13 protein-coding genes are annotated in these 20964 nt (G+C 44.3%); 9 read left to right on the forward strand and 4 right to left on the reverse strand.

Features of this window, described 5'->3' with window-relative positions; all coding sequences use genetic code 11:
• The first annotated feature begins 155 nt into the window (after nucleotides 1-155).
• From LVD17_RS00355 to LVD17_RS00365, 3 genes are all read left to right on the forward strand, one after another.
• Entirely contained in the window at nucleotides 156-1538 is a 1383-nt protein-coding gene (locus tag LVD17_RS00355; protein WP_233763886.1) for a sialate O-acetylesterase, read from the forward strand.
• Between the two features lie 83 nt (nucleotides 1539-1621).
• Nucleotides 1622-3838 (forward strand): beta-glucosidase BglX, encoded by a 2217-nt coding sequence (gene bglX, locus LVD17_RS00360; protein ID WP_233763887.1) that lies wholly within the window; start codon nucleotides 1622-1624, stop codon nucleotides 3836-3838.
• A gap of 10 nt (nucleotides 3839-3848) precedes the next feature.
• The gene (locus LVD17_RS00365; RefSeq protein WP_233763890.1) at nucleotides 3849-4853 is read left to right on the forward strand and encodes a glycoside hydrolase family 5 protein; all 1005 of its coding nucleotides are present in this window, start codon (nucleotides 3849-3851) and stop codon (nucleotides 4851-4853) included.
• Nucleotides 4854-4918: 65 nt separating this feature from the next.
• On the opposite strand, the gene LVD17_RS00370 is transcribed toward LVD17_RS00365, so the two are convergent.
• The 4 genes from LVD17_RS00370 to LVD17_RS00385 form a co-directional block, all read right to left on the reverse strand.
• Nucleotides 4919-6118, reverse strand: coding sequence for a glycoside hydrolase family 27 protein (locus LVD17_RS00370; RefSeq protein WP_233763891.1), 1200 nt, complete (start codon nucleotides 6116-6118; stop codon nucleotides 4919-4921).
• 313 nt (nucleotides 6119-6431) lie between these two features.
• Nucleotides 6432-7484 carry an IPT/TIG domain-containing protein gene (locus LVD17_RS00375; protein WP_233763892.1) on the reverse strand — a complete coding sequence of 351 codons (1053 nt, stop codon included), beginning with the start codon at nucleotides 7482-7484 and terminating at the stop codon, nucleotides 6432-6434.
• 26 nt (nucleotides 7485-7510) lie between these two features.
• Nucleotides 7511-9118 carry a RagB/SusD family nutrient uptake outer membrane protein gene (locus LVD17_RS00380; RefSeq protein WP_233763893.1) on the reverse strand — a complete coding sequence of 536 codons (1608 nt, stop codon included), beginning with the start codon at nucleotides 9116-9118 and terminating at the stop codon, nucleotides 7511-7513.
• A 12-nt stretch (nucleotides 9119-9130) separates the two neighbouring features.
• Nucleotides 9131-12310 carry a SusC/RagA family TonB-linked outer membrane protein gene (locus LVD17_RS00385; RefSeq protein ID WP_233763894.1) on the reverse strand — a complete coding sequence of 1060 codons (3180 nt, stop codon included), beginning with the start codon at nucleotides 12308-12310 and terminating at the stop codon, nucleotides 9131-9133.
• Nucleotides 12311-12704: 394 nt separating this feature from the next.
• On the opposite strand from LVD17_RS00385, the gene LVD17_RS00390 reads away from it, so the two are divergent.
• Genes LVD17_RS00390 through LVD17_RS00415 form a run of 6 tightly spaced genes read left to right on the forward strand, consistent with a single transcriptional unit; the run spans nucleotide 12705 to nucleotide 20944 of the window.
• Complete coding sequence (locus tag LVD17_RS00390) at nucleotides 12705-13853, forward strand: glycoside hydrolase family 26 protein (protein WP_233763895.1); 1149 nt, start codon at nucleotides 12705-12707, stop codon at nucleotides 13851-13853.
• A 3-nt stretch (nucleotides 13854-13856) separates the two neighbouring features.
• Entirely contained in the window at nucleotides 13857-15689 is a 1833-nt protein-coding gene (locus tag LVD17_RS00395; protein WP_233763896.1) for a sodium:solute symporter family protein, read from the forward strand.
• 7 nt (nucleotides 15690-15696) lie between these two features.
• Nucleotides 15697-16878 (forward strand): glycoside hydrolase family 130 protein, encoded by a 1182-nt coding sequence (locus LVD17_RS00400; RefSeq protein WP_233763897.1) that lies wholly within the window; start codon nucleotides 15697-15699, stop codon nucleotides 16876-16878.
• The gene (locus tag LVD17_RS00405) at nucleotides 16878-18065 is read left to right on the forward strand and encodes an AGE family epimerase/isomerase (protein ID WP_233763898.1); all 1188 of its coding nucleotides are present in this window, start codon (nucleotides 16878-16880) and stop codon (nucleotides 18063-18065) included. Before LVD17_RS00400 ends, LVD17_RS00405 begins: the two co-directional genes overlap by 1 nt.
• The gene (locus LVD17_RS00410) at nucleotides 18062-19606 is read left to right on the forward strand and encodes a glycosyl hydrolase (protein WP_233763900.1); all 1545 of its coding nucleotides are present in this window, start codon (nucleotides 18062-18064) and stop codon (nucleotides 19604-19606) included. The genes LVD17_RS00405 and LVD17_RS00410 overlap by 4 nt, the downstream gene beginning before the upstream one ends.
• A gap of 12 nt (nucleotides 19607-19618) precedes the next feature.
• Nucleotides 19619-20944, forward strand: a complete 1326-nt coding sequence (locus LVD17_RS00415; protein ID WP_233763903.1) for a glycoside hydrolase 5 family protein — start codon at nucleotides 19619-19621, stop codon at nucleotides 20942-20944.
• Nucleotides 20945-20964 lie beyond the last annotated feature (20 nt).

The following is a 20964-nucleotide window of genomic DNA, read 5'->3' on the forward strand; positions in this document are numbered from 1 at the left end:
GGATACAGGCATGGGTTTATTTAAACAGGACTGTTTTTTGGCTCACCTCTCCCCTATGCCAGGCCATGATAGGTTAGTTAAAAAGGAGAGTGCCAGATACCGGCATCCAACAACTGGTAAGCAGCCTCTTTTAAAGTAAATTGAAATATTGAGATATGAACAAGATTAAATATTGCACTTTAATTATTCTGTTATTGGCAGCTAACACTTCTTTTTCTAATGTAACCTTACCCGCGTTTTTTTCAGACCACATGGTGCTACAACAAAACGCTGAAGTAAAGCTTTGGGGGTGGGGCAACCCTATGGAAGAAATTACGGTCACTACAAGCTGGGACACTGCAGAAGTCAAAACAAAAGCAGACAGGCATGCCAACTGGCAAGTACTGCTCAAAACACCCAAAGCAGGAGGCCCTTATACGATCACTATTAAGGGCTATAACCAGGTGATCCTTACCGACATTTTAATCGGAGAAGTTTGGCTCTGCTCCGGGCAGTCTAATATGGAATGGACCCCCTCGTCGGGAATAACCAATGGTGAAGAAGCCATCAAAAACGCTGACCAGCCCGAGATACGCTTTTTTAATGTGGTTAAAAACAGTGCAGAAAATCCGCAACTTGATCTTAAGGGTGAATGGCAGGTCTGCACACCAAACACCATGCAGTATTCCAGTGCTGTAGCATATTTCTTTGGCAAAAAACTTCACGAAAACCTGAATGTACCTATCGGCCTGGTCAACTCCAGTTGGGGCGGAACCCCGGCCGAAACATGGATGCCGCAGGAAGTGATCCATGCGGATAAAACACTTGACGAAGCCTCCAAAAAATTAGGCGCCGACGTATGGTGCCCCAGTGAGCCGGGCAGAACGTATAATGCCATGATCGCTCCTTTAATCGGCTTTAAAGTAGCAGGCGTTATCTGGTACCAGGGAGAAACCAATACAGGCAATGCGGATACTTATCAGCACACCTTTTCTGCATTGATCCAGTCATGGAGAAATAACTGGGGTCAGGAGTTTCCGTTTTATTATGCCCAAATAGCACCTTTTGAATATGGTGCGCCCGAGATTGGGGTAAAGGTGCGGGATGCTCAGAGACGCACATTAGCAGTGCCCCATACCGGCATGGTGATGACCAGCGACATTTGTACTACGGATGACATCCACCCCAGAAATAAGCTGGATGTTGGGCTAAGGTTTGCCAATATCGCTCTCAAAAATCACTATCAGACCATGCAAGGCATAGTAGAAGGCCCTTTACTGGATTCTGTATCCTTTAAAGGCAAAAAGGCTTATGTGTATTTTAAAAATTCCGAAGGCCTTTATCTCAAAACAAAAGACACTCTTTTTGAAGTTGCAGGCGCTGATAAGGTGTTTCACAAAGCTAAAGGAGCTTTAAAGAAAAATATGTTTATCGTCTCTTCTGATAAAGTAAGTAATCCTAAATATGTACGGTATGCTTGGGGCAACACGAGTATATCCAACATTTTCAACCAGGCCCACCTGCCTGCTTCAAGTTTTACGACAGAAAAGCCTGAGTAAATGTGCCTAATGCAATTTGAAGGACATTTACCGGGTGAAAATTAGAGCTTTCGAATGGTGAACTGAAAAAATTCAACCGCAAAATGGAACTACAGCAAAACACCTCCACAGACCAGAAAGTAGAATCGCTCCTGGCCATCATGACCATTGAAGAAAAAGTGGGGCAAATGAACCAATATAATGGTTTTTGGGAAGTAACAGGCCCATCCCAAAAGGAGGATAAGGCCAGAAAATATGAGCACCTACGGAAAAGCTGGGTAGGCTCCATGTTATCGGTACGGGGCGCAAAAGAAGTTCGTGCTGTTCAGAAAATTGCCGTTGAGGAAACACGGTTAGGTATTCCGCTTATTATAGGCTTTGATGTTATCCATGGCTACAAAACCTTAAGCCCCATACCACTCGCAGAAGCAGCAAGCTGGGACATGGAAGCTATTCAGAAATCCGCTTCGGTGGCTGCCGCAGAGGCTGCTGCCTCAGGTATCAACTGGACATTCGGGCCCATGGTAGATATCTCCAGGGATGCGCGATGGGGACGGGTGATGGAAGGTGCTGGGGAAGACCCTTTTCTGGGCAGCAAAGTGGCTGTAGCCCGTGTAAAAGGTTTTCAGGGAGAAGACCTGTCAGCCGTAAACACCATTGCGGCTTGCGCCAAGCATTTTGCAGCTTATGGTTTTGTAGAAGCCGGAAAAGAATATAACACGGCAGACATAGGCACTTCCACTTTACACAACATGGCCTTACCTCCCTTTAAGGCCGCTGTAGAAGCCGGAGTACGGACTTTGATGAATTCTTTTAATGAACTTAATGGCATCCCCCTTACCGGCCACACCTACCTGCAACGGGATATCCTGAAGGGCGAATGGGGCTTCAACGGTTTCGTGGTATCCGATTGGGCATCTATCGCCGAAATGATCCCCTGGGGCCACGCCAAAGACAAACGGGAAGCCGCAAAAATAGCGGTTACCGCCGGCTCCGACATGGATATGGAGGGCTTTGTATATGTGGAAGAACTTGCAGGCCTGGTTAGAGACGGGATTATAGAAGAAGCATTAATTGACGATGTGATCAGAAGGATCCTTCGTTTAAAATTTGAATTAGGTCTTTTTGATGACCCTTACAAATATTGTGATGAAGTCCGCGAAAAAGAGGTTATAGGAAGCAAAGCAAACAGGGAGGCCGTTCTGGATATAGCCAAAAAGTCCATTGTACTTCTGAAGAATGAAAACCATTTGCTTCCATTAAGGAAGGAGGGACAAAAAATAGCTCTGATCGGCCCGTTGGTAGCAGATAAAAACAGTCCTTTAGGAAGCTGGAGAATTGCATCAGATGACCATACGGCAGTTTCTGTGCTGGAAGGTATGCAGGAATATACCGGCAACTCCCTGGTTTATAAAAAAGGGGCTGAACTCACCATAGGAGAAACTGCCTTCACCCAGGAAACGATCATTAATGAGACAGACAAGTCTGGCTTCGATGAAGCGATAGAAGCCGCCCGGGAGGCAGATGTGGTGGTTATGGTTTTAGGGGAGCATGGCTTTCAGACAGGTGAAGGCAGGAGTAGGACGAATCTTCAATTACCAGGGGTGCAACAGGAGCTGCTGGAGGCAGTTTACAAAGTGAACCCCAACATCGTTTTGGTATTAAACAATGGCAGGCCGTTAGCGATCACCTGGGCACACGAGCACATTCCCGCTATAGTGGAAGCCTGGCAACTGGGCACCGAATCAGGACGGGCCATCGCTCAGGTACTTTATGGTGATTATAACCCCAGTGGAAAGCTACCTATGACTTTCCCCAGGAACGTCGGTCAGGTGCCCATTTACTATAACAGAAAAAATACGGGCAGGCCTTTTCCCAATAGCGATGATCCTCAAAACGTATTTTGGACTCATTACAGCGACGTAGACAATTCACCCTTGTACCCCTTTGGCTATGGATTGAGCTATACTCAGTTTTCATACAACAATTTAAAGTTAGACAGACATACTACGGAGATTGGCGGTAAAATAGAAGTTGCTGTAGAATTAACTAATACCGGTGACAGGGATGGAAAGGAAGTGGCCCAGCTTTATGTTCGGGATCTCGTGGGCAGTGTAACCCGGCCAGTCAGGGAGCTTAAGGGTTTCGAATTAGTAGAATTGAAAGCCGGTGAAACGAAAACGATCCGGTTTACCCTGGATCACTCCTCACTCGGATTTTATAATAACGACGGCCGGTATGTGGTTGAGCCGGGAGATTTTAAAGTGTTTGTGGGGGGCGATTCAAATGCCACACTCTCAGCAGATTTTAGTTTACATTAAATATATTTTTATGAAGTTATCAGGTATTAAAGTGCTAATCACCTTCATCTTTATTTTGGGTGCATCTTCCGTATTTGCCCAGGAGCTGGACAGAATACGGGTAGTTAATAACAATTTTGTGAAAGCAGATGGCAAGCTCATTGTTTTCAGAGGTTACAGTACAAGCGATCCCGATAAGCTGGAAAGTCAGGGGTACTGGAACAAGGCTTATTTCAAAGAAATAAAAGCATGGGGCGCCAACATAGTACGCTTTCCTATTCACCCCCCTGCATGGAGTAAACGCGGCAAAGAAAATTACCTCAAGCTGCTTGACCAGGGCATCCAGTGGGCCGGAGACCTGGGTATGTACGTCATTATCGACTGGCATAGTATAGGCAACTTAAGAACAGAGATGTACCAGGATGATATTTACGACACTGACCTCAAGCAGACCTATGATTTTTGGCGAACCATAGGCACTAAATATGGCAAGAACCCTGTAGTAGCCTTTTATGAGCTATATAATGAGCCTACAACTTATAATAACACCCTTGGAACGGCCACATGGGAGCAATGGAAGGTGCTGAATGAGGAAATGATAACTATAGTAAGGGCCAACGGAGGCGAAGGCATACCACTTGTAGCAGGCTTCAACTGGGCTTATGACCTGACTCCGGTTAAGGAAAACCCGATCGAGGCAGAAGGCGTTGCTTATGTAAGCCATCCCTACCCTCAAAAAAGAGAAGCACCCTGGGAAGATAAGTGGACGGCTGACTGGGGATTTGTAAAAGAAAAATACCCGGTGATCTTAACGGAAATAGGCTTCTGCGGCCCTGAAGACCCTGGCGCGCACAGGCCGGTAATAAGCGATGAAACCTACGGAGAGGCCATCACCAATTATTGTGACCAAAGGGATATATCCTATGTAGTCTGGGTATTTGACCAGCAATGGGCACCGAGGCTTTACACTGATGACAAATACACTCCTTCCCGGCACGGGAAATTCTTCAAGAAGAAGTTGAATAGTTATAAATAAATATAATTTTAACAAATAACCCTCCAAGGGTTTTGGAACCCTTGGAGGGTTGAAAGAAATGTAAATCAATCCAGCCTGACCATCAACACATCGTGTACACCGATGGTGGCTTTAAGTTTGTTTTTTGTGTTTTTCAATTTTTTGTGATTGAATAAATCCTTTACCTGATAAGTTTTTTCCTTAGTATTTAACCTCTTACCGGTTTCAGCATCGGTAATTGTATGTTCACTCCAGTCGAAGCTTAGTTCGGCGGGTTTTTCATTCATGTTAACAAAAGTCATCGCCCAGGAGCCGTTGGCCAGTGGTTTAGCCCAAATTTCAATATTACCATCATTGGCAACGCGAAACCCCTGAATGCCGAGAGAGTCCTGATTTACCCCGATCACTTCTTTGTTCGTAAGCGTTTTTATAGTCTCTTCAGTTGCTGAGCGCAGATCATTGCCCATGATGAGTGGCGATGCCAGCAGGCTCCACATGGCAAAATGGCTCCTGTCTTCGGCGGCTGTCATACCATTTCCCACTTCCATCATATCAAAATCATTCCAGTGATCGGGACCTGTAGCCGATCTGATGTTTTCATGCATGTTAATGATCTTCCACACTCCCCATGATGACCACGTACCGTGATTGTCCTCACAGTCCCAGCAATTGGAGATGTCTCCCGAAATACGCCACATGTGGCCAACTTCCTGCGCCCAATTCCAAGGCTCGTTGTCACCCCACTCGCAAATGCTGAACACAACAGGTCTTCCGGCTTTGGCCAGAGCATCCCTCATAGTTATGTAAGCACCTTCACCATTTAGTTTTTCAGTATTGCACCAATCATACTTCAGGAAATCAATATCCCATGAAGCATAAAGGCGGGCATCCTGGTATTCATACCCCCGACTACCGGGATAACCGGCGCAGGTTTCAGAGCCTGCACAGTTATATAAGCCAAATTTCAACCCTTTGGAGTGGACATACGCTGCCAATGCTTTCATTCCACCGGGAAATTTTTCAGGGTCAGCAACCAGGTTACCATTAGCATCCCGTTCTTTGGCCATCCATCCGTCATCCAGCACAATGTACTCGTATCCTGCATCTTTGAGTCCCAGCTCTACAAACTTATCAGCAATGTCCTTTACCAACTGTTCGTTGATATCAGTGGCGAATGTATTCCAACTGTTCCATCCCATGGGAGGTGTTGGCGCAAGCCCTTCGAACTTTTGAGCCTGCAGGTTAAGGGATAAGAGAATAAATGCGGCAACTATTAATTGTTTCATGTGTATGTGTATTTGTTTTTGGTAACATGGAATAACCCGGTATTAAGACCTGCTTTTCAACCCAATGTTCTTAATATTCATCTTTGGTCGCATGGCTTAGTCTAATGGTCATTTTATGTGTTAATTAAGTAAATAGCAAAAAGAAAAGAGTCATATCAGCAGCTGATTATCCGCCTGAATGACAGCAAAATTGCCCTTCAGGTGGGGATTCAGTATTCTGATTAACCAGATCAGGCTTCCGGAATCCCTAGCTTTCGACACAACTCTTTTCACAACATTTATGAAGAGTACTACTATTTATTATTGTAAGGTGTTAGCGAATAAACATGACATCGTCAAGGTAAATGGTTTGATCGGTATCAGGCCCCTGAATCCTCCACGTCAACTGGTTCCACTCAGTGCCATTGGCCCATAATTTCAACTGATCAACAGGGATTCTGAAATAGGTCCATTCATTCGCAGGAACGGTAATCTTATTATAGTCATGAAAAGTATCCCATCCATCCGGACTTTGCTGGGAAATGATATACAGGTCGAGATCAATCGATCCTCCTTTTACCCAAAAAGACAAGTATTTGAAGTTATCATTTGCTGTATTGGTCCACCCAAACCCAAAAACACTCCAGTTACCCGTCTCATACTTTTTGCCTACCGAAGCCGCACCAGACTTAAATACTTCCGTGCTAATTACGCCAGGCGCCCCCCAGGTAGCATCCTGGTAATCTGTAGCATAGTCATCAGTAAAAATCAGGAACGCTTTATCCCTGTTTACAAACACCTGCTCCGTATCTGTTACTCCTGTTGAATTTTCGACAGAAAGTGTAAATTCATTTAAATCACTGGCTGGCATCTGAATAACCAAAGAAGTGGCTGTTTGAGATAAAATGGTGATTTCTGTTGAGGTACCGGCAATTAAAACCCGCGAAACATCACTGAAATTTTTACCGGTCAAAGTGAGCTCCTCCCCTTCACTGAAGTTGTAATTAGAAACATCAGTTATTACGGGGAACCCCAACACCTTAAAGGGCACTGAAAATTCCACGCCTTTTCCATTGGTAAAGATTATGTTCTGCTCACCGGTCAATGCGTCCTGCGGGACTCTGAAAATAAAGGCCTGGTCCGTGTTGAGTGTCGGATTAATATAAACAGATGCACTATTACTGGAAAACACCACTGAAGTGATATTTCCCAGTCCGCTTCCTTTTAAGGTGAGGGTTTCACTAGCTACGCCCTCAATGGGAGTAATCTCACTAACCTGAGGGTTATCCGATGCACCGGCCGGAGCTGGTTCTTCCAAATCACAGGCGTATAACAGTACAGATAAAAGCAGTACTACGGTTAAGGATGTATTTATATATTTTTTCATGTCAGTATTTTATTATTCCGGAATAATTAGTCTTCGTAATAAGAAACAGGGTCATCCAGTAACAAAGGGTTAATCACTGTTTCACTTTGTGGTACGGGCAGGTAAAGGTCAAAACCCGAAGGTATTGTAGCTTTAAAACTACTTAAGACCTTGTTTCCATCGTATGTTCCCCTTTCCTGATTAGACACCATTTCACTGGCCTTGGCTAATCCCTGGCGTTGAATATCAAACCAGTAGTCTCCTTCAAAGGCAAATTCAACTTTACGCTCATGCAATAATTCATCCATGGTAAGGTTGGTTACAGGATCCAGTCCTGCCCGGGTGTGAACAGCATTAAAAGCTTCCAGTGCAAGTGCATCAGCTGTAGCTCCCGCTCCCCCCATAACTGCTTCGGCATAGATCAAAAGCACATCGGCATAGCGTAAAATGTAGGTAGGCATGCTGCTGTGGGCATTTGTAGTTACAGGTTCTCCTGTCCTGTTAGTACCTACCATGTATTTTTGAATATTTGATCTTGTACCTGTGAATATGTAAGTGTTATCGGTAGTCATTCCGGTTGTATCATAGGTAAAGCCATTCGGATAGCTGTCATTCACCCAGTCATCTCTATGAAACCCATGCTCCATCACGGACCATTGGCGTCTCATATCTCCGGCAGCATAGCCTGTTGTGGGATCAAGCATATCAATTGACGGCACTACGGCTGACCACCCGGCAGTGGAATTGGTTGGGGCTGGTGCTACTAACGGTTTAGGGGCCGCATAGGTCATAAAACGGTTGGCGCCATCCCAGCTGGCATCTGCAGTCCATTGTAGGGCAAACAAGGATTCGACATTTCCTCTGCCTACTGCCGAAGAAGTAAACAATTCATTATAATCAGGATATAGCCCGATAAGTCCGGTAGCATTTGCATAGTCAATTACTTCCTTCGCTTTGGCTTTCGCCTTCTCATAGTCTTTCATGTACAAATAGACCTTGGCCATCAACCCCTTGGCAGAGTATGAAGTAACTCTCCCTGGCTGATAAGCTTCTTCCGGCAGGTTTTCCTCAGCAAACTTCAGATCTTCTATAGCAAATCGAAGTACATCAGCCTGAAAATACCTGGGCACGAGACTACTGCCTGATTTGGTCAATTCCAATGGGCTTGCAATGATCGGAGCATCTCCAAATGTGCGCGCGATATAGAAATAGGCAAATGCTCTTATTAACCGGGCTTCAGCTATACCTATAGTTAAAAAAGGTTGTTCACCTATTTGTTCTTTCTTCAGTTCAAAAGTTTCGATCAATACAGAGGCATTTCCGGCAGCTTTGTAGCAGGAAGTCCATGTATCGCCCACCAGACCATCGGTACTCTGTATGTTGAAATTGTAGAAAGAATTGTACTGGCTGTTTCCCGCAACACCAGTTACAGTACCTCCGAGCACGTCACCTACAGAGGTGAATGCTTTGTCAAACCACCTGTTCCATACACGGCCATACAGCAACCCGGTAGCACCATAAACCTCCTCAGAAGAGTTATAGTAGTTATCAACAGTAGGTTGGGTAGTGGAAGGATAATCCAGGTACTCCTTTTCGCATGATGATATCGTTAAACTAAGGATAAAGCTTATTATTAATGTGAGTTGAGTCTTCATCTTTCTCATGTTTTAAAATTCAATATTTAAACCAACTGTATATGAGCGCGGTACAGGATATCGACCGTTATCTACATTGAGCAGTATTCCTCTGCTGCTGGTTGCCTGGTCGCTGATTTTACCCAATTCAGGGTCGTATCCGCTATAGTCGGTGAAGGTCACCAGGTTTTGACCTGATACATATAGCTTCAAAGCGGAAATTTTAGCCTTGCTTATAAGTGCTTTTGGAAAATTATATCCCAATTGTACATTCTGAAGCCTCACATAGGTACCATCTTCTATGTACCTGTCTGATATCCTGCGGTTATTGTCATGCCATTGGTTATATCGTGGCATATCGGTATCAGTATTATCTGCCGTATACCGATCTAAAACACTGGTCGCCTGGTTGCTATACAAGCTGTTCATCGCTTCGGTTTGCCTTCGGGTATAATTGAATATATCGCCGCCAAAACTTCCGTAAACGAATACAGTCAAATCAATTCCTTTATAGCTTACAGTATTGGTCAACCCAAGGGTAAAATCAGGGTTAGGGTCACCAATAACTTCTACATCCTTATCATCGATTATTCCGTTTCCGTTGAGGTCCTTATATTTAATATCACCAAACCATAAACCATCCGGTTTTACATCCAATCCGGTTTCGAGGCTGTTTAGCTCTTCCTCTGAAGTGTATAATCCATCGGTTACATAGCCATAAAACACCCCTACCGGATAACCGGCCTGAGTGTAAGCTACCAGTGATTTGGTGCCGTATTCATCAAATTCACCTTTTATGGCAGCATCAGAAGTGTTTAGGAAATCCAGCTCATTTTTGTAGTGGCTAAATACCGCAGTAGTTGACCATGTTAAATTTGGATTACTGATATTCTTGCTGGTCACACTGATATCTATCCCGTTGTTGGTTATTTGACCGTCGTTAGTTACAGGGGTTTTTATATCGTCCCACTCGGTTCCCAGCCCGGAATAAGCCCCCAATTGGGTATTTAGCAGCATGTCAGTAGAGATTTTCCTGTATACATCTACTGTCAGGTCGATCTTACGGTCCAATAGCGATGCATCAATACCGGCATTATACGTTACCACCGACTCCCAGCCCAGGTCAGGATTAGGTACATTAGATGGAACGCTTCCGTTACCAAAGGCCGAAATATTAACAAGTGTAACATTAGCCGTATATAAGTTAGCTGCCGTATTTTGATTTCCTACTGCTCCATACCCCGCTCTCAGTTTCAGGCTGTTTACAAAGGGCAGGTCGCTGGCAAAGGGCTCATTAGTGATAGTCCATGCGGCAGACACGGCAGGGAAATACCCCCACCTGTTATTTGAGCCAAAACTTGAAGAACCATCAGCTCTTAGTGTAGCACTTAAAGCATATTTATCTTTGTAGGAATAGTTTAACCTTCCAAAGTATGATTCCATTGCCCATTCGCCGGCACCGGCATTTATGGTTTCCCCTGAGTCATTGCCACCATCTCCGGCAGCCAACGATGGTAAGTTCAATGTCAGGTTTTCCCTGCTGGCCTGTAAATAATCAAATTCGCTGTGCTGAGCCTCATGCCCCAGCGTTACATATATATGGTGGGCATCGTCAAAAGACCTGGCATAGGTTAAATAATTTTTAAGCACATAATAAAGGCTTTGATTTCTTTGCTCTCTAAGTTTGCTCGGGCTAATTATGCTAACGTTCAGCGCTTCATTCTCTACAAATGGCTGGTAAGCCTTACCATCTGCCAGGGTATAATCATAATTCAGTTCATTTCTTAAAGAAAGCCCCTCCAGAAATTTAACCTCTCCATAGACTGAACCTATTATCCGTGTGTTAATCGACCTGACATCCCTCAAATTAGCCACTGCAACCGGGTTTGATTGATTCCCCACCAGGGAATTTCCGACCCGGATCTGTCCTACATAATCACCGTTTACGTCTCTGACCGGTGCAGCGGGGCTATTGTACAAAACAACACTCGTTACGGCATCAAACGCATCCGTAAGCCCTATGCGTTGATTGCTGCGGCTTGCATTTACGCTAAAACCAGCAGTAAGCCAGTCTTTTAAATCACTATCGGCACTTGCCCTCATAGAATACCTTTCGAAATCAGTTCCAGCCAGTATTCCGGTCTGGTTAAACTGTCCTAATGAAAAGTAGTAATTGGTTTTATTTTGGCCTCCGGACAGGGCGAGCACATTGCTCTGCACATTACCTCTCTGGTATATTTCATCCTGCCAGTCAGTACCATGCCCTAAAATTGAAGGGTCTGCAAATTCAGGGTTAATGGGCATGCTTCCCCCCGTAACTTCGTTGATCTCGGCCGTAACTGTATTTTGATACCTTGCATATTCCTGTAAATTCAGGACATCAAGTTTTTTAGGAATGGCCTGAACACCATAATAAGTGTTGAAGGTAAGCTTTCCCTCTCCTATCCTTCCTTTTTTGGTAGTGATTAAAACTACACCGTTTGCTGCCCGGGAGCCATAAATGGCCTGCGCAGATGCATCTTTCAACACATCGATGGATTCAATGTCGGAAGGATTAAGTGTGGCTAGTACACTTTGGGTGGTTTGCCCGTCACCCCCGCCCAGAAAGTTCTGATTAAGCGAAGTGCTTTCGGCTGCTACCGGGACCCCATCAATAACATAAAGAGGTTCATTACCATTCACTGAAGTTAACCCTCTGATACGTACAGATACACCTCCTCCTGGTTGCCCCCCATTAGAGCTAACGGATACACCGGCTAATCGCCCCTGAATGGCCTGGTCTACCCCTGCAAGAGGAAGGTTCTGTATTTTCTCCTGATCTAGTGATGCTATTGATGTAGTCACCCTGGACTTATCAATTTCTCCATATCCGATCACAACAACTTCACCCAGCATGCTAATATCTTCTTCCAGTTCAATACTAATCGCTGTTTGCCCATTTACCGGCACTTCTTTGGGGCTAAAGCCAATAAAGCTGAAAATCAAGGTGGCATTGTCGGAAACGGTTAATTGGAAATCGCCGTTTGCATCAGAAGCAGTGCCATTAGTCGTACCTTTTTCAAGGATGGTAACACCCGGGAGAGGTTCCTTATTACTGTCAAGCACGGTACCTGAGACCTGGTTTTGCGCCAGGGCTGTCTGACCATAAAAGCAAAGCAACGCCAACAGCATGATGCGCCCCTTGCTTAGTTTTCTCAAATAAAGATTCAACATATTCTTCGGTTTATAAGGTAAGGTTATTTAGTTATTTGCCCGCTAAATGATTATTTAGGTGTTATCAAAGGTAGTGGAAAGATTAACCTTTACTTAATGCTATTTTGTCAATTGCCGATAATATATTTAATCAAAGCACCGCATATTTAGAAAAACACACACCCCTTAAATAGCCAGAAAACAGAGATTATGGAATCTATTTTGACTGCCCGGACATATTTTATGCAAAAGGGTGATCAGGTGCGTACCAGCGCGGCTTAACCTCTTTAAAAGACGGCAAACGTTACCATATTTTTAAACTTGTAGTTATTTGTTAACACTTTGACAAAATCATATTAATCACCTGCCGCCATGATGCTTAGCTTTGACAATCGTCTTTTTAAATACTATTCAAATGCCAAAGCTTAAGTCAGATAACTATTATTTAAAGCCATGGATCGGATGGTTATTTTTAATGGTGATTGTATCAGGTTCATGCAAACCTCTCTACACACCCCAGTACCCAAAACCTGACCTGGTGGATAAAAAGCCTGTCAGAAATGTAAAAAAATTACACAAAGCACTCTTTTATATAGCAAAGGAAGGGTTTGCTGTTGGGCAACAAGATGCTACCAGCTATGGTATAGGATGGAAGCACTGGGACAACCCTGAACTTATAAGAAGTGATGCCAACGATATCTTAGGTGATTTTACAGCAGTAAGCGGGTTTGATCTGGGGGATATCGAACATAATGCTGAAGATAACCTGGATAGTGTACCCTTTGACGTGATGCGGGAGCTGATTATTGATACTTATAAAAAAGGAGGCATCGTCACCATAAGCTGGCATGCTGACAACCCGGTTTCCGGAGGTGACTCGTGGGACAAAACACCGGCGGTGGCAGAGATACTTGAAGGAGGAAAAACCACTGAGAAGTTTGAGCTGTGGGTAGAGCGTTTGGCGGGATTTATGAAAACCTTGCGCTACAAAGGCAAGCCCGTACCGGTGATATTCAGACCATACCACGAAATGAACGGCTCGTGGTTTTGGTGGGGTGAGGGCAACTGCACGGCTTCTGATTATATAAAGTTATGGCAAAGGACTGTTGTTCTGCTCAGGGACAAACACAAACTACATAACATCCTGTACGCATACTCTCCCAATAAACTTGGACCGGGCGATGACTATCTGAAATATTATCCAGGAGATGGCTATGTGGATATCCTTGGGGTGGATATTTATGACTTCAACAATACGGAAGACTATAAAACGGCTGTTGCCAAAGACCTGGCATTGGTAAAAGGTATCGCCGACGAGAAAAACAAACTATATGCTTTTACAGAAACAGGGCTGGAAAAAGTACAAACACCGGATTGGTTTACAAGTGTGCTATATCCGGTAATTGAAAATTCGGGCATTGCGTGGATATTGTTTTGGCGGAACAGTAAAGAGTCTCACCATTACCTGCCTTACAAGGGACATGTAAATGAAGCGGATTTTAAGCGTTTCGAAGCCATGCCCAAAACCTTGTTTTTAAAAGACATCTCCAACCTCAACTACTGATTTATGCTTCATTCGTTGGATATAGGTATTATAGGAGCCTACCTGCTCATTACGATTATAATAGGTCTTGCAGCCAGAAAACGGGCTCAAAAAAACACCGGCGACTATTTAATGGGCGGCAAGTCTATTCCCTGGTACCTATTGGGGCTTTCCAATGCATCCGGCATGTTTGATATTTCCGGCACCATCTGGCTGGTAACGCTACTATTTGTGTATGGGATAAAAAGTGCCTGGATACCCTGGCTATGGCCCGTGTTTAACCAGATATTCTTAATGGTGTACCTGTCCAAATGGTTAAGGAGATCAAATGTAACCACCGGGGCAGAGTGGATCCATACACGTTTCGGAACAGGAAGAGGCGGAAAACTCTCACAAACCATTATTGTACTATTTGCCCTGTTGAGCTGCCTGGGCTTTTTGGCCTATGGATTTATAGGTCTTGGCAAATTTGTTGAAATATTCATACCGTGGGAAGTAGTATCTGATTACCTGCCGTTTGATGTCCCGGCAGCGTATGTGGCTCATTTTTATGGTGTTGTTTTTACACTATTTGCAGTATTCTATTCGCTCCTTGGGGGTATGTCCGGCATTGTATGGGCCGACGTGGTCCAGTTCTCCATCATGACCATTGCCGCATTAGTCATCGGATATTTAGGATTTGTAGCTGTTGGCACTCATGTCGTTAATGTTCCGGACGGATGGATGAATCCATTCTTTGGGTGGGAGCTTGATCTGGACTGGAGCACCATTATTCCGGCGGTAAATGAAAAGATTGCATCCGATGGCTATGGTTTATTCACCATCTTTTTCATGATGATGGTGTTTAAAGGTGTTTTGGTCAGCCTGGCGGGTCCGGCTCCCAACTACGACATGCAAAAAATACTTTCCACCCGGTCACCGCAGGAAGCTTCTAAAATGAGTGGATTTGTTTCGGTAGTTTTAATGCCGATCCGCTATCTGATGATTGCCGGCTTTGCTGCCCTTGCTCTTATATTTTACGACAAGTTAGACTTACTTACAGCCTCTGGCACAATAGATTTCGAATTGATCTTACCTGCCGCCATCAAACAATTTGCGCCGGTAGGTTTACTTGGCCTTTTGCTGGCCGGGCTATTAGCAGCCTTTATGTCAACTTTTGCAGGCACACTTAATGCTGCCCAGGCTTATCTTATTAATGATATTTATCTGAAGCACAACAAAGAGAAAGCCACACCCAGCCAGATAAAATGGATGAATTATGGCTCAGGAGTCATCGTAGTTGGCGTCAGCATTATTCTTGGCTTTTTTGTACAGGATGTCAACTCCGTGCTGCAGTGGCTGGTCTCAGCACTTTTTGGTAGCTACGTGGTGGCCAACGTATTGAAATGGCACTGGTGGAGGTTTAATGGAGAAGGCTTTTTCTGGGGCATGGTGGCAGGTATGGTTCCTGCACTCATCTTGCCACTGGTGTTCACGGCCACACTCGATCTTTACTACTTCCCTATTCTGTTGACAACGTCTATAATTGGTTGTTTTGCAGGCACTTACACTGCTCCACCAACAGAGGAAGCTGTTTTAAAATCATTTTACACCAACGTAAGGCCCTGGGGTTTCTGGAAACCTGTTTATAGTACACTTACGAAGGAAAAAGGAGGCTTTAAAAGCAATACTGACTTTGGTTTGGACATGTTTAATGTAGCAGTAGGCATTATTGCTCAAACCACTCTGGTGCTGCTGCCCATGTACATTGTGTTCAGACAGCTTTACCCCATCTACACACTCGTTGCTATACTGGCCGTCAGTATAATCTTATTGAAAAAATTCTGGTGGAATAATTTAAAAAATGACCTTGACTAAAGAACTTATGAAAAAGACTGAGACGATAAATAAATTCAGGGAAATCAAAGAACAACATGCTTGTTTAATTGCCCGTGAAAACAGGCCTGTAAAAGAATCCAATGGTATCTTTAGCCGGTATGAGCACCCTATAGTAACTGCAAACCATACGCCGCTGCACTGGAGGTACGATTTGAACCCTGAAACTAACCCTCACGCTCTTGAGCGCATAGGTATCAATGGCACATTCAATGCCGGAGCTATTAAGTGGAAGGGTAAATATGTGCTATGCCTTCGGGTCGAGGGCAATGACCGAAAGTCATTTTTTGCCATGGCGGAAAGTCCTAACGGTGTTGATAATTTCACCTTTTGGGACAAGCCCTGCGTAATACCGGAAATACCGGAGAACCCTGATACAAATGTATATGATATGCGGCTTACAGCCCATGAGGACGGTTGGATCTATGGTGTATTCTGCACGGAAAGAAAAGACCTTAATGCGCCTGCCGGTGACACCAGTTCTGCGACTGCAAATGCAGGCATAGTAAGGACAAAAGACCTGATCAACTGGGAAAGATTGCCCGACCTGATCTCAAAATCGTCGCAGCAGCGCAACGTAGTGCTTCACCCTGAATTTATCAATGGTAAGTATGCCATCTACACTCGCCCTCAGGATGGATTTATAGAAGTCGGTAGCGGAGGAGGAATAGGCTTAGGGTATATTACCGATATCTGCAATCCTATTCTGGAAGATGAAAGGGTGATCAACAACAAAGTGTACCATACGGTATATGAGCTTAAAAACGGATTAGGCCCTGCACCGATAAAAACAAGCAAAGGATGGCTGCACCTGGCTCACGGCGTGCGAAATACCGCGGCAGGCCTGCGCTATACTTTGTATATGTTTATGACCGACCTAAATGACCTATCCAAGGTAACTTATCAACCGGGAGGACATTTCATGGCTCCTATCAATGGAGAAAGGGTTGGAGATGTGTCTAACGTATTGTTTTGCAATGGCTGGGTAGAAGATGAGGACGGTACTGTATTTATTTACTACGCCTCTTCCGATACGCGTATGCATGTAGCTGTTTCGTCGGTAGACAAGTTGCTTGAATATGTAATGAACACTCCTAAGGATCGGTATTCATCTGCCAAATCAGTGGAAACTATTTTGGAGCTCATAGATAAAAATCAGGGTCTATATTGATGGGTGTATCATACACACGATTAAGGTCAGAGCTTAGCAATGAGTTAGACCGCATACTAAACTACTGGGCATCAAACACCATAGATGAAGCTCATGGAGGCTTTTACGGAGCAATCGACCACCATAACAAGGTCATTCTAAAAGCCTCCAAAGGCATTATTCTGAACAGCAGGATATTATGGGCTTTCTCTGCGGCCTCCAATCATTTAAAAACAGAGAAGTATGCATCGTTATGTCACAGGGCATTTGACTATATCAAAGATCATTTCTACGATACCAGGCATAAAGGGGTGTTTTGGGAATTGGATAGCAAGGGCAAGCCTATCAATAAACGAAAGCAGGTCTATGCTCAGGCCTTCTGCATTTATGCTTTCTCAGAATATTACATCTATTCCGGCAATGAGGAAGCTAAACTTCTGGCCATTGAAATTTTTGAATGTCTGGAAAAGTACTCTCGGGATAAAGAAAAGGGAGGTTATATGGAGGCCTTTGATGAAGACTGGAGTACACTGGAAGATGTACGGCTAAGCCCGAAGGATATGAATGCCGACAAAACCATGAACACTCACCTTCATGTGCTGGAGGCTTACACCACCCTGCTTAAAATTCATAAAAGCGAAAAGCTGAAGGAGTCATTGCGCCATTTGGTAGATATTTTTCAGAATAAATTTCTCAATAAGAAAAACCATTACGAGCTCTTCTTTGACAAAGACTGGAATCTGCTCAGTAATACGGTGTCATACGGCCATGATATAGAATCTGCCTGGCTGGTACTGGAAGCTGCCAGGTGCATTTGCGACGACGACCTGCAAAGCGCCTGCGAAGCGTCCCTCATAAAAGTGGCAGACACATTTTTGAGTGAGGGCATCGATGCTGAAGGCGCCGTAATGAATGAGAAGAATATGGATACCGGTGCCCTGGATGATGACCGGCATTGGTGGCCACAGGTGGAGGCCATGGTTGGGCTGGAATATGCCTACAAGCTTACAGATAATAATGAGTACCTGGAAAAGTGTTTCGAAATATGGGAATTCACAAAAAAACACCTGATCGACAGGCAAAACGGGGAATGGCACTTTAGGGTTGACCGCCACGGAAATCCATATACAGAAGAGCATAAAGTAAGTATGTGGAAGGCCCCTTACCATACTACCCGGGCATGTATCATTTTAACAGCGACAAAATGAAATTCTTAAAAGGTTTTGGTTTTGCCATAGTACTTGCCTTGTTCATCATGAGCTGTACCGAAGACCAGGAAGAGCCTGTAACCCTCTCCACAGTTAGCATTACAGCAACTATAGCTGAAGCCTCCGAAACAGGTACTGATGGAGAGATTAATGTCAGGCTTAGCACTTCCCCGGGCATACCTACTCAGGTCAACCTTACCATTGGCGGCACGGCTACCAATGGCACTGATTACCAATTAATTGAGAACACAGTTACCATACCTGCCAATCAGCTTAGCGTAAGTATTCCCATCAAAGTGCTTACTGATGACCTGGATGAGGGCACAGAAACTGTAGTGGTAACCATTGAAAGCGTAGCCAATACCTCGATAAAAATCGGTGATGAAAACTCAGCTACTATTACTATTTCAGACCCGTCAGGATCATTGATTATCCTTAAACCGGAAGACGCAAGATCGTACATGGTAAATCCCAATGCAACAGACGAAACTGTGGCCCTCTTTTATAACCTGAAGACAATCTCTTTATCGCACTTCATTGTAGGGCAGCAAGATGCCTTTAATTCCTTTTACAATGACAATGGTGGAGATTCTGACATCAAGAAAACCACCGGCCAGGATCCCGGGTTGCTGGGTTCTGATTTCCTGTTTATTACTGATGATCAAAATGATGAAACTTCCGGAAACTGGTTCTATCAGCAGGAACAAATCATCATTGCCGATGCAAAAGAAGCTTACAACAAAGGCATGGTCAATGCCTTCTCATGGCACTTTAGAGAGCCTTATGAAGGGAAGTCTTTCTACACGTCAGACATGACCACTTTTCAGAAGGAGAATGCCTTTAAGAGTATTTTACCCGGAGGTGAAAACCATGAATACTACAAGCAGAAGCTGGATAAAATAGCCAATGTTGCCAATTCCCTGATCGGAGATGACGGCAAGCTGATCCCTTTTATTTTCAGGCCTTTTCATGAGTTTGACCGCGACTGGTTCTGGTGGGGACAATCTTTCTGCACTCCTGAAGAGTTTATCGCTCTGTGGCGGTTTACCGTTGAGTATCTGCGGGACTCAAAAGGGGTTAACAACATGCTCTTTGCTTTCTCTCCGGACAACAGCATAACCTCAGCCAGTGACTACCTGGCCCGGTACCCCGGCGACAACTATGTAGATATACTGGCTATGGATAATTATAGTGATTTCTTCAACCTGAACGAAGCGGGCATGGAGGCTGCCAACAATAAGCTTCAGATCATTTCCGCACTGGCCAATGAGCGCGTAAAAATAGCCGCCCTTTCAGAATCCGGGTATCAGGTTAAGGACGGGCAGGTTGAAGATATTTCAGGATTTTACTCAAACTATTTATACAATGCCCTGACTAAAAATAATGTAAAAATCGGCTTCATGATGTTTTGGTACAACGGATCGGACTACTATTACACTCCTGTACCAGGACTCAATAGCACAGATGATTTCATAGATTTTGCCAACAAGCCTGCCTCCTGGCTGGCTGATGATTTACCCGATATGTATTCTTTACCCTAACCCTACAGTATAATGAAGACTCTTAAGCTTATCCTCATACTCATTGGCACTCAACTGCTGTTTGCCTGTAAAGTTGCCCATGACTCACGTGTGGCCAGAAAAACACAAATTGATCTCATTACTGTAAAAGACGGTATTTTTTACAAGGGAAGTATTCCCTATTATTTCGTAGGGGCCAATTACTGGTACGGCCCATTGATCGCCGCCGATAATATTGGTGATCGCGACCGGCTGATTAAAGAGCTTGACCTGATGAAGGAATCAGGTATCGACAACCTGCGTATTTTGGTTGGGGCAGAAGGAGATGGAAAAGACTCCAGGGTCCATCCGGCTTTGCAATATAAACAAGGGGTATATAATGCAGATTTGCTGGATGGCCTGGACTTTTTGCTGATGCAAATGCGCAAGCGAAATATGTATGCCATCCTGTATATGAATAATAACTGGATCTGGTCCGGCGGGATGTCTCAATACCTGGAATGGAATGGGTATGGTGAAGTGCCTAACCCTTTTCTGGAGGAGTATACCTGGCCGCAATACATGAATTACACCAAACAATTCCATACCTGTGAGCCATGTATGGAGGCCTTTTACAAGCATGTAACCTTTATCATGGGACGTACCAACTCCTATACTAACATCCCTTATACCCAGGACAACACCATTATGTCATGGCAGGTGGCCAATGAACCCAGGGTATTCAGCCCTGATCATGAAGAGGCCTTTGCCAAATGGCTTAAAGCCACCGTTGCGCTAATAGAGTCACACGATTCTGTACACCTTATCTCTACCGGTGCTGAGGGCAAGGCGAGTTATCTTGATGATATCGATATGTATGAGCGGTTGCACACCAACCCGGATATAGATTACCTGACCATGCATATGTGGCCGAAAAACTGGGGCTGGTACGACATCAATAATGAAGAAGAAACAACAAAGATCTCAATAGATAGAGCAAATGCTTATCTGAACGAACATATTGCCATTGCTCAAAAGCTAAACAAGCCCATAGTAATGTCAGAGTTTGGGTTTCCAAGAGCGAAAGAAAGCCTTTCTCCCGAAGCTTCTATAGAAAACAGAAATACCTTCTATAGTGCCATTATAAAACGCGTGCAGGAAAGCGAAAATGAACAGGGCGAGCTTAGCGGGTTAAACTTCTGGGGTTTTGCAGGATATGGCAAAGCTCACGAGGACCATAACGGAAAATGGAAGCATGGAGATGATTTCCTGGCAGACCCGCCTCAGGAACCTCAGGGTTTAAATTCTGTATTTGCTTCGGATTCTGCCACACTGGAAATGATTAAAAAAGCGAATAAATCATTATCCGGTAAGAAGTAAGATAATTGATCATTATAACA

The sequence above is a fragment of the Fulvivirga ulvae genome (assembly GCF_021389975.1).
Classification (GTDB): Bacteria; Bacteroidota; Bacteroidia; order Cytophagales; family Cyclobacteriaceae; genus Fulvivirga; species Fulvivirga ulvae.

What these genes read in the sequence shown, in the direction of transcription:
- LVD17_RS00355 (WP_233763886.1), top strand. Translation starts at nt 156, where the DNA reads ATGAACAAGATTAAATATTGCACTTTAATTATTCTGTTATTGGCAGCT.
- bglX (WP_233763887.1), top strand. Translation starts at nt 1,622, where the DNA reads ATGGAACTACAGCAAAACACCTCCACAGACCAGAAAGTAGAATCGCTC.
- LVD17_RS00365 (WP_233763890.1), top strand. Translation starts at nt 3,849, where the DNA reads ATGAAGTTATCAGGTATTAAAGTGCTAATCACCTTCATCTTTATTTTG.
- LVD17_RS00370 (WP_233763891.1), bottom strand. Translation starts at nt 6,118, where the DNA reads ATGAAACAATTAATAGTTGCCGCATTTATTCTCTTATCCCTTAACCTG.
- LVD17_RS00375 (WP_233763892.1), bottom strand. Translation starts at nt 7,484, where the DNA reads ATGAAAAAATATATAAATACATCCTTAACCGTAGTACTGCTTTTATCT.
- LVD17_RS00380 (WP_233763893.1), bottom strand. Translation starts at nt 9,118, where the DNA reads ATGAAGACTCAACTCACATTAATAATAAGCTTTATCCTTAGTTTAACG.
- LVD17_RS00385 (WP_233763894.1), bottom strand. Translation starts at nt 12,310, where the DNA reads ATGTTGAATCTTTATTTGAGAAAACTAAGCAAGGGGCGCATCATGCTG.
- LVD17_RS00390 (WP_233763895.1), top strand. Translation starts at nt 12,705, where the DNA reads ATGCCAAAGCTTAAGTCAGATAACTATTATTTAAAGCCATGGATCGGA.
- LVD17_RS00395 (WP_233763896.1), top strand. Translation starts at nt 13,857, where the DNA reads ATGCTTCATTCGTTGGATATAGGTATTATAGGAGCCTACCTGCTCATT.
- LVD17_RS00400 (WP_233763897.1), top strand. Translation starts at nt 15,697, where the DNA reads ATGAAAAAGACTGAGACGATAAATAAATTCAGGGAAATCAAAGAACAA.
- LVD17_RS00405 (WP_233763898.1), top strand. Translation starts at nt 16,878, where the DNA reads ATGGGTGTATCATACACACGATTAAGGTCAGAGCTTAGCAATGAGTTA.
- LVD17_RS00410 (WP_233763900.1), top strand. Translation starts at nt 18,062, where the DNA reads ATGAAATTCTTAAAAGGTTTTGGTTTTGCCATAGTACTTGCCTTGTTC.
- LVD17_RS00415 (WP_233763903.1), top strand. Translation starts at nt 19,619, where the DNA reads ATGAAGACTCTTAAGCTTATCCTCATACTCATTGGCACTCAACTGCTG.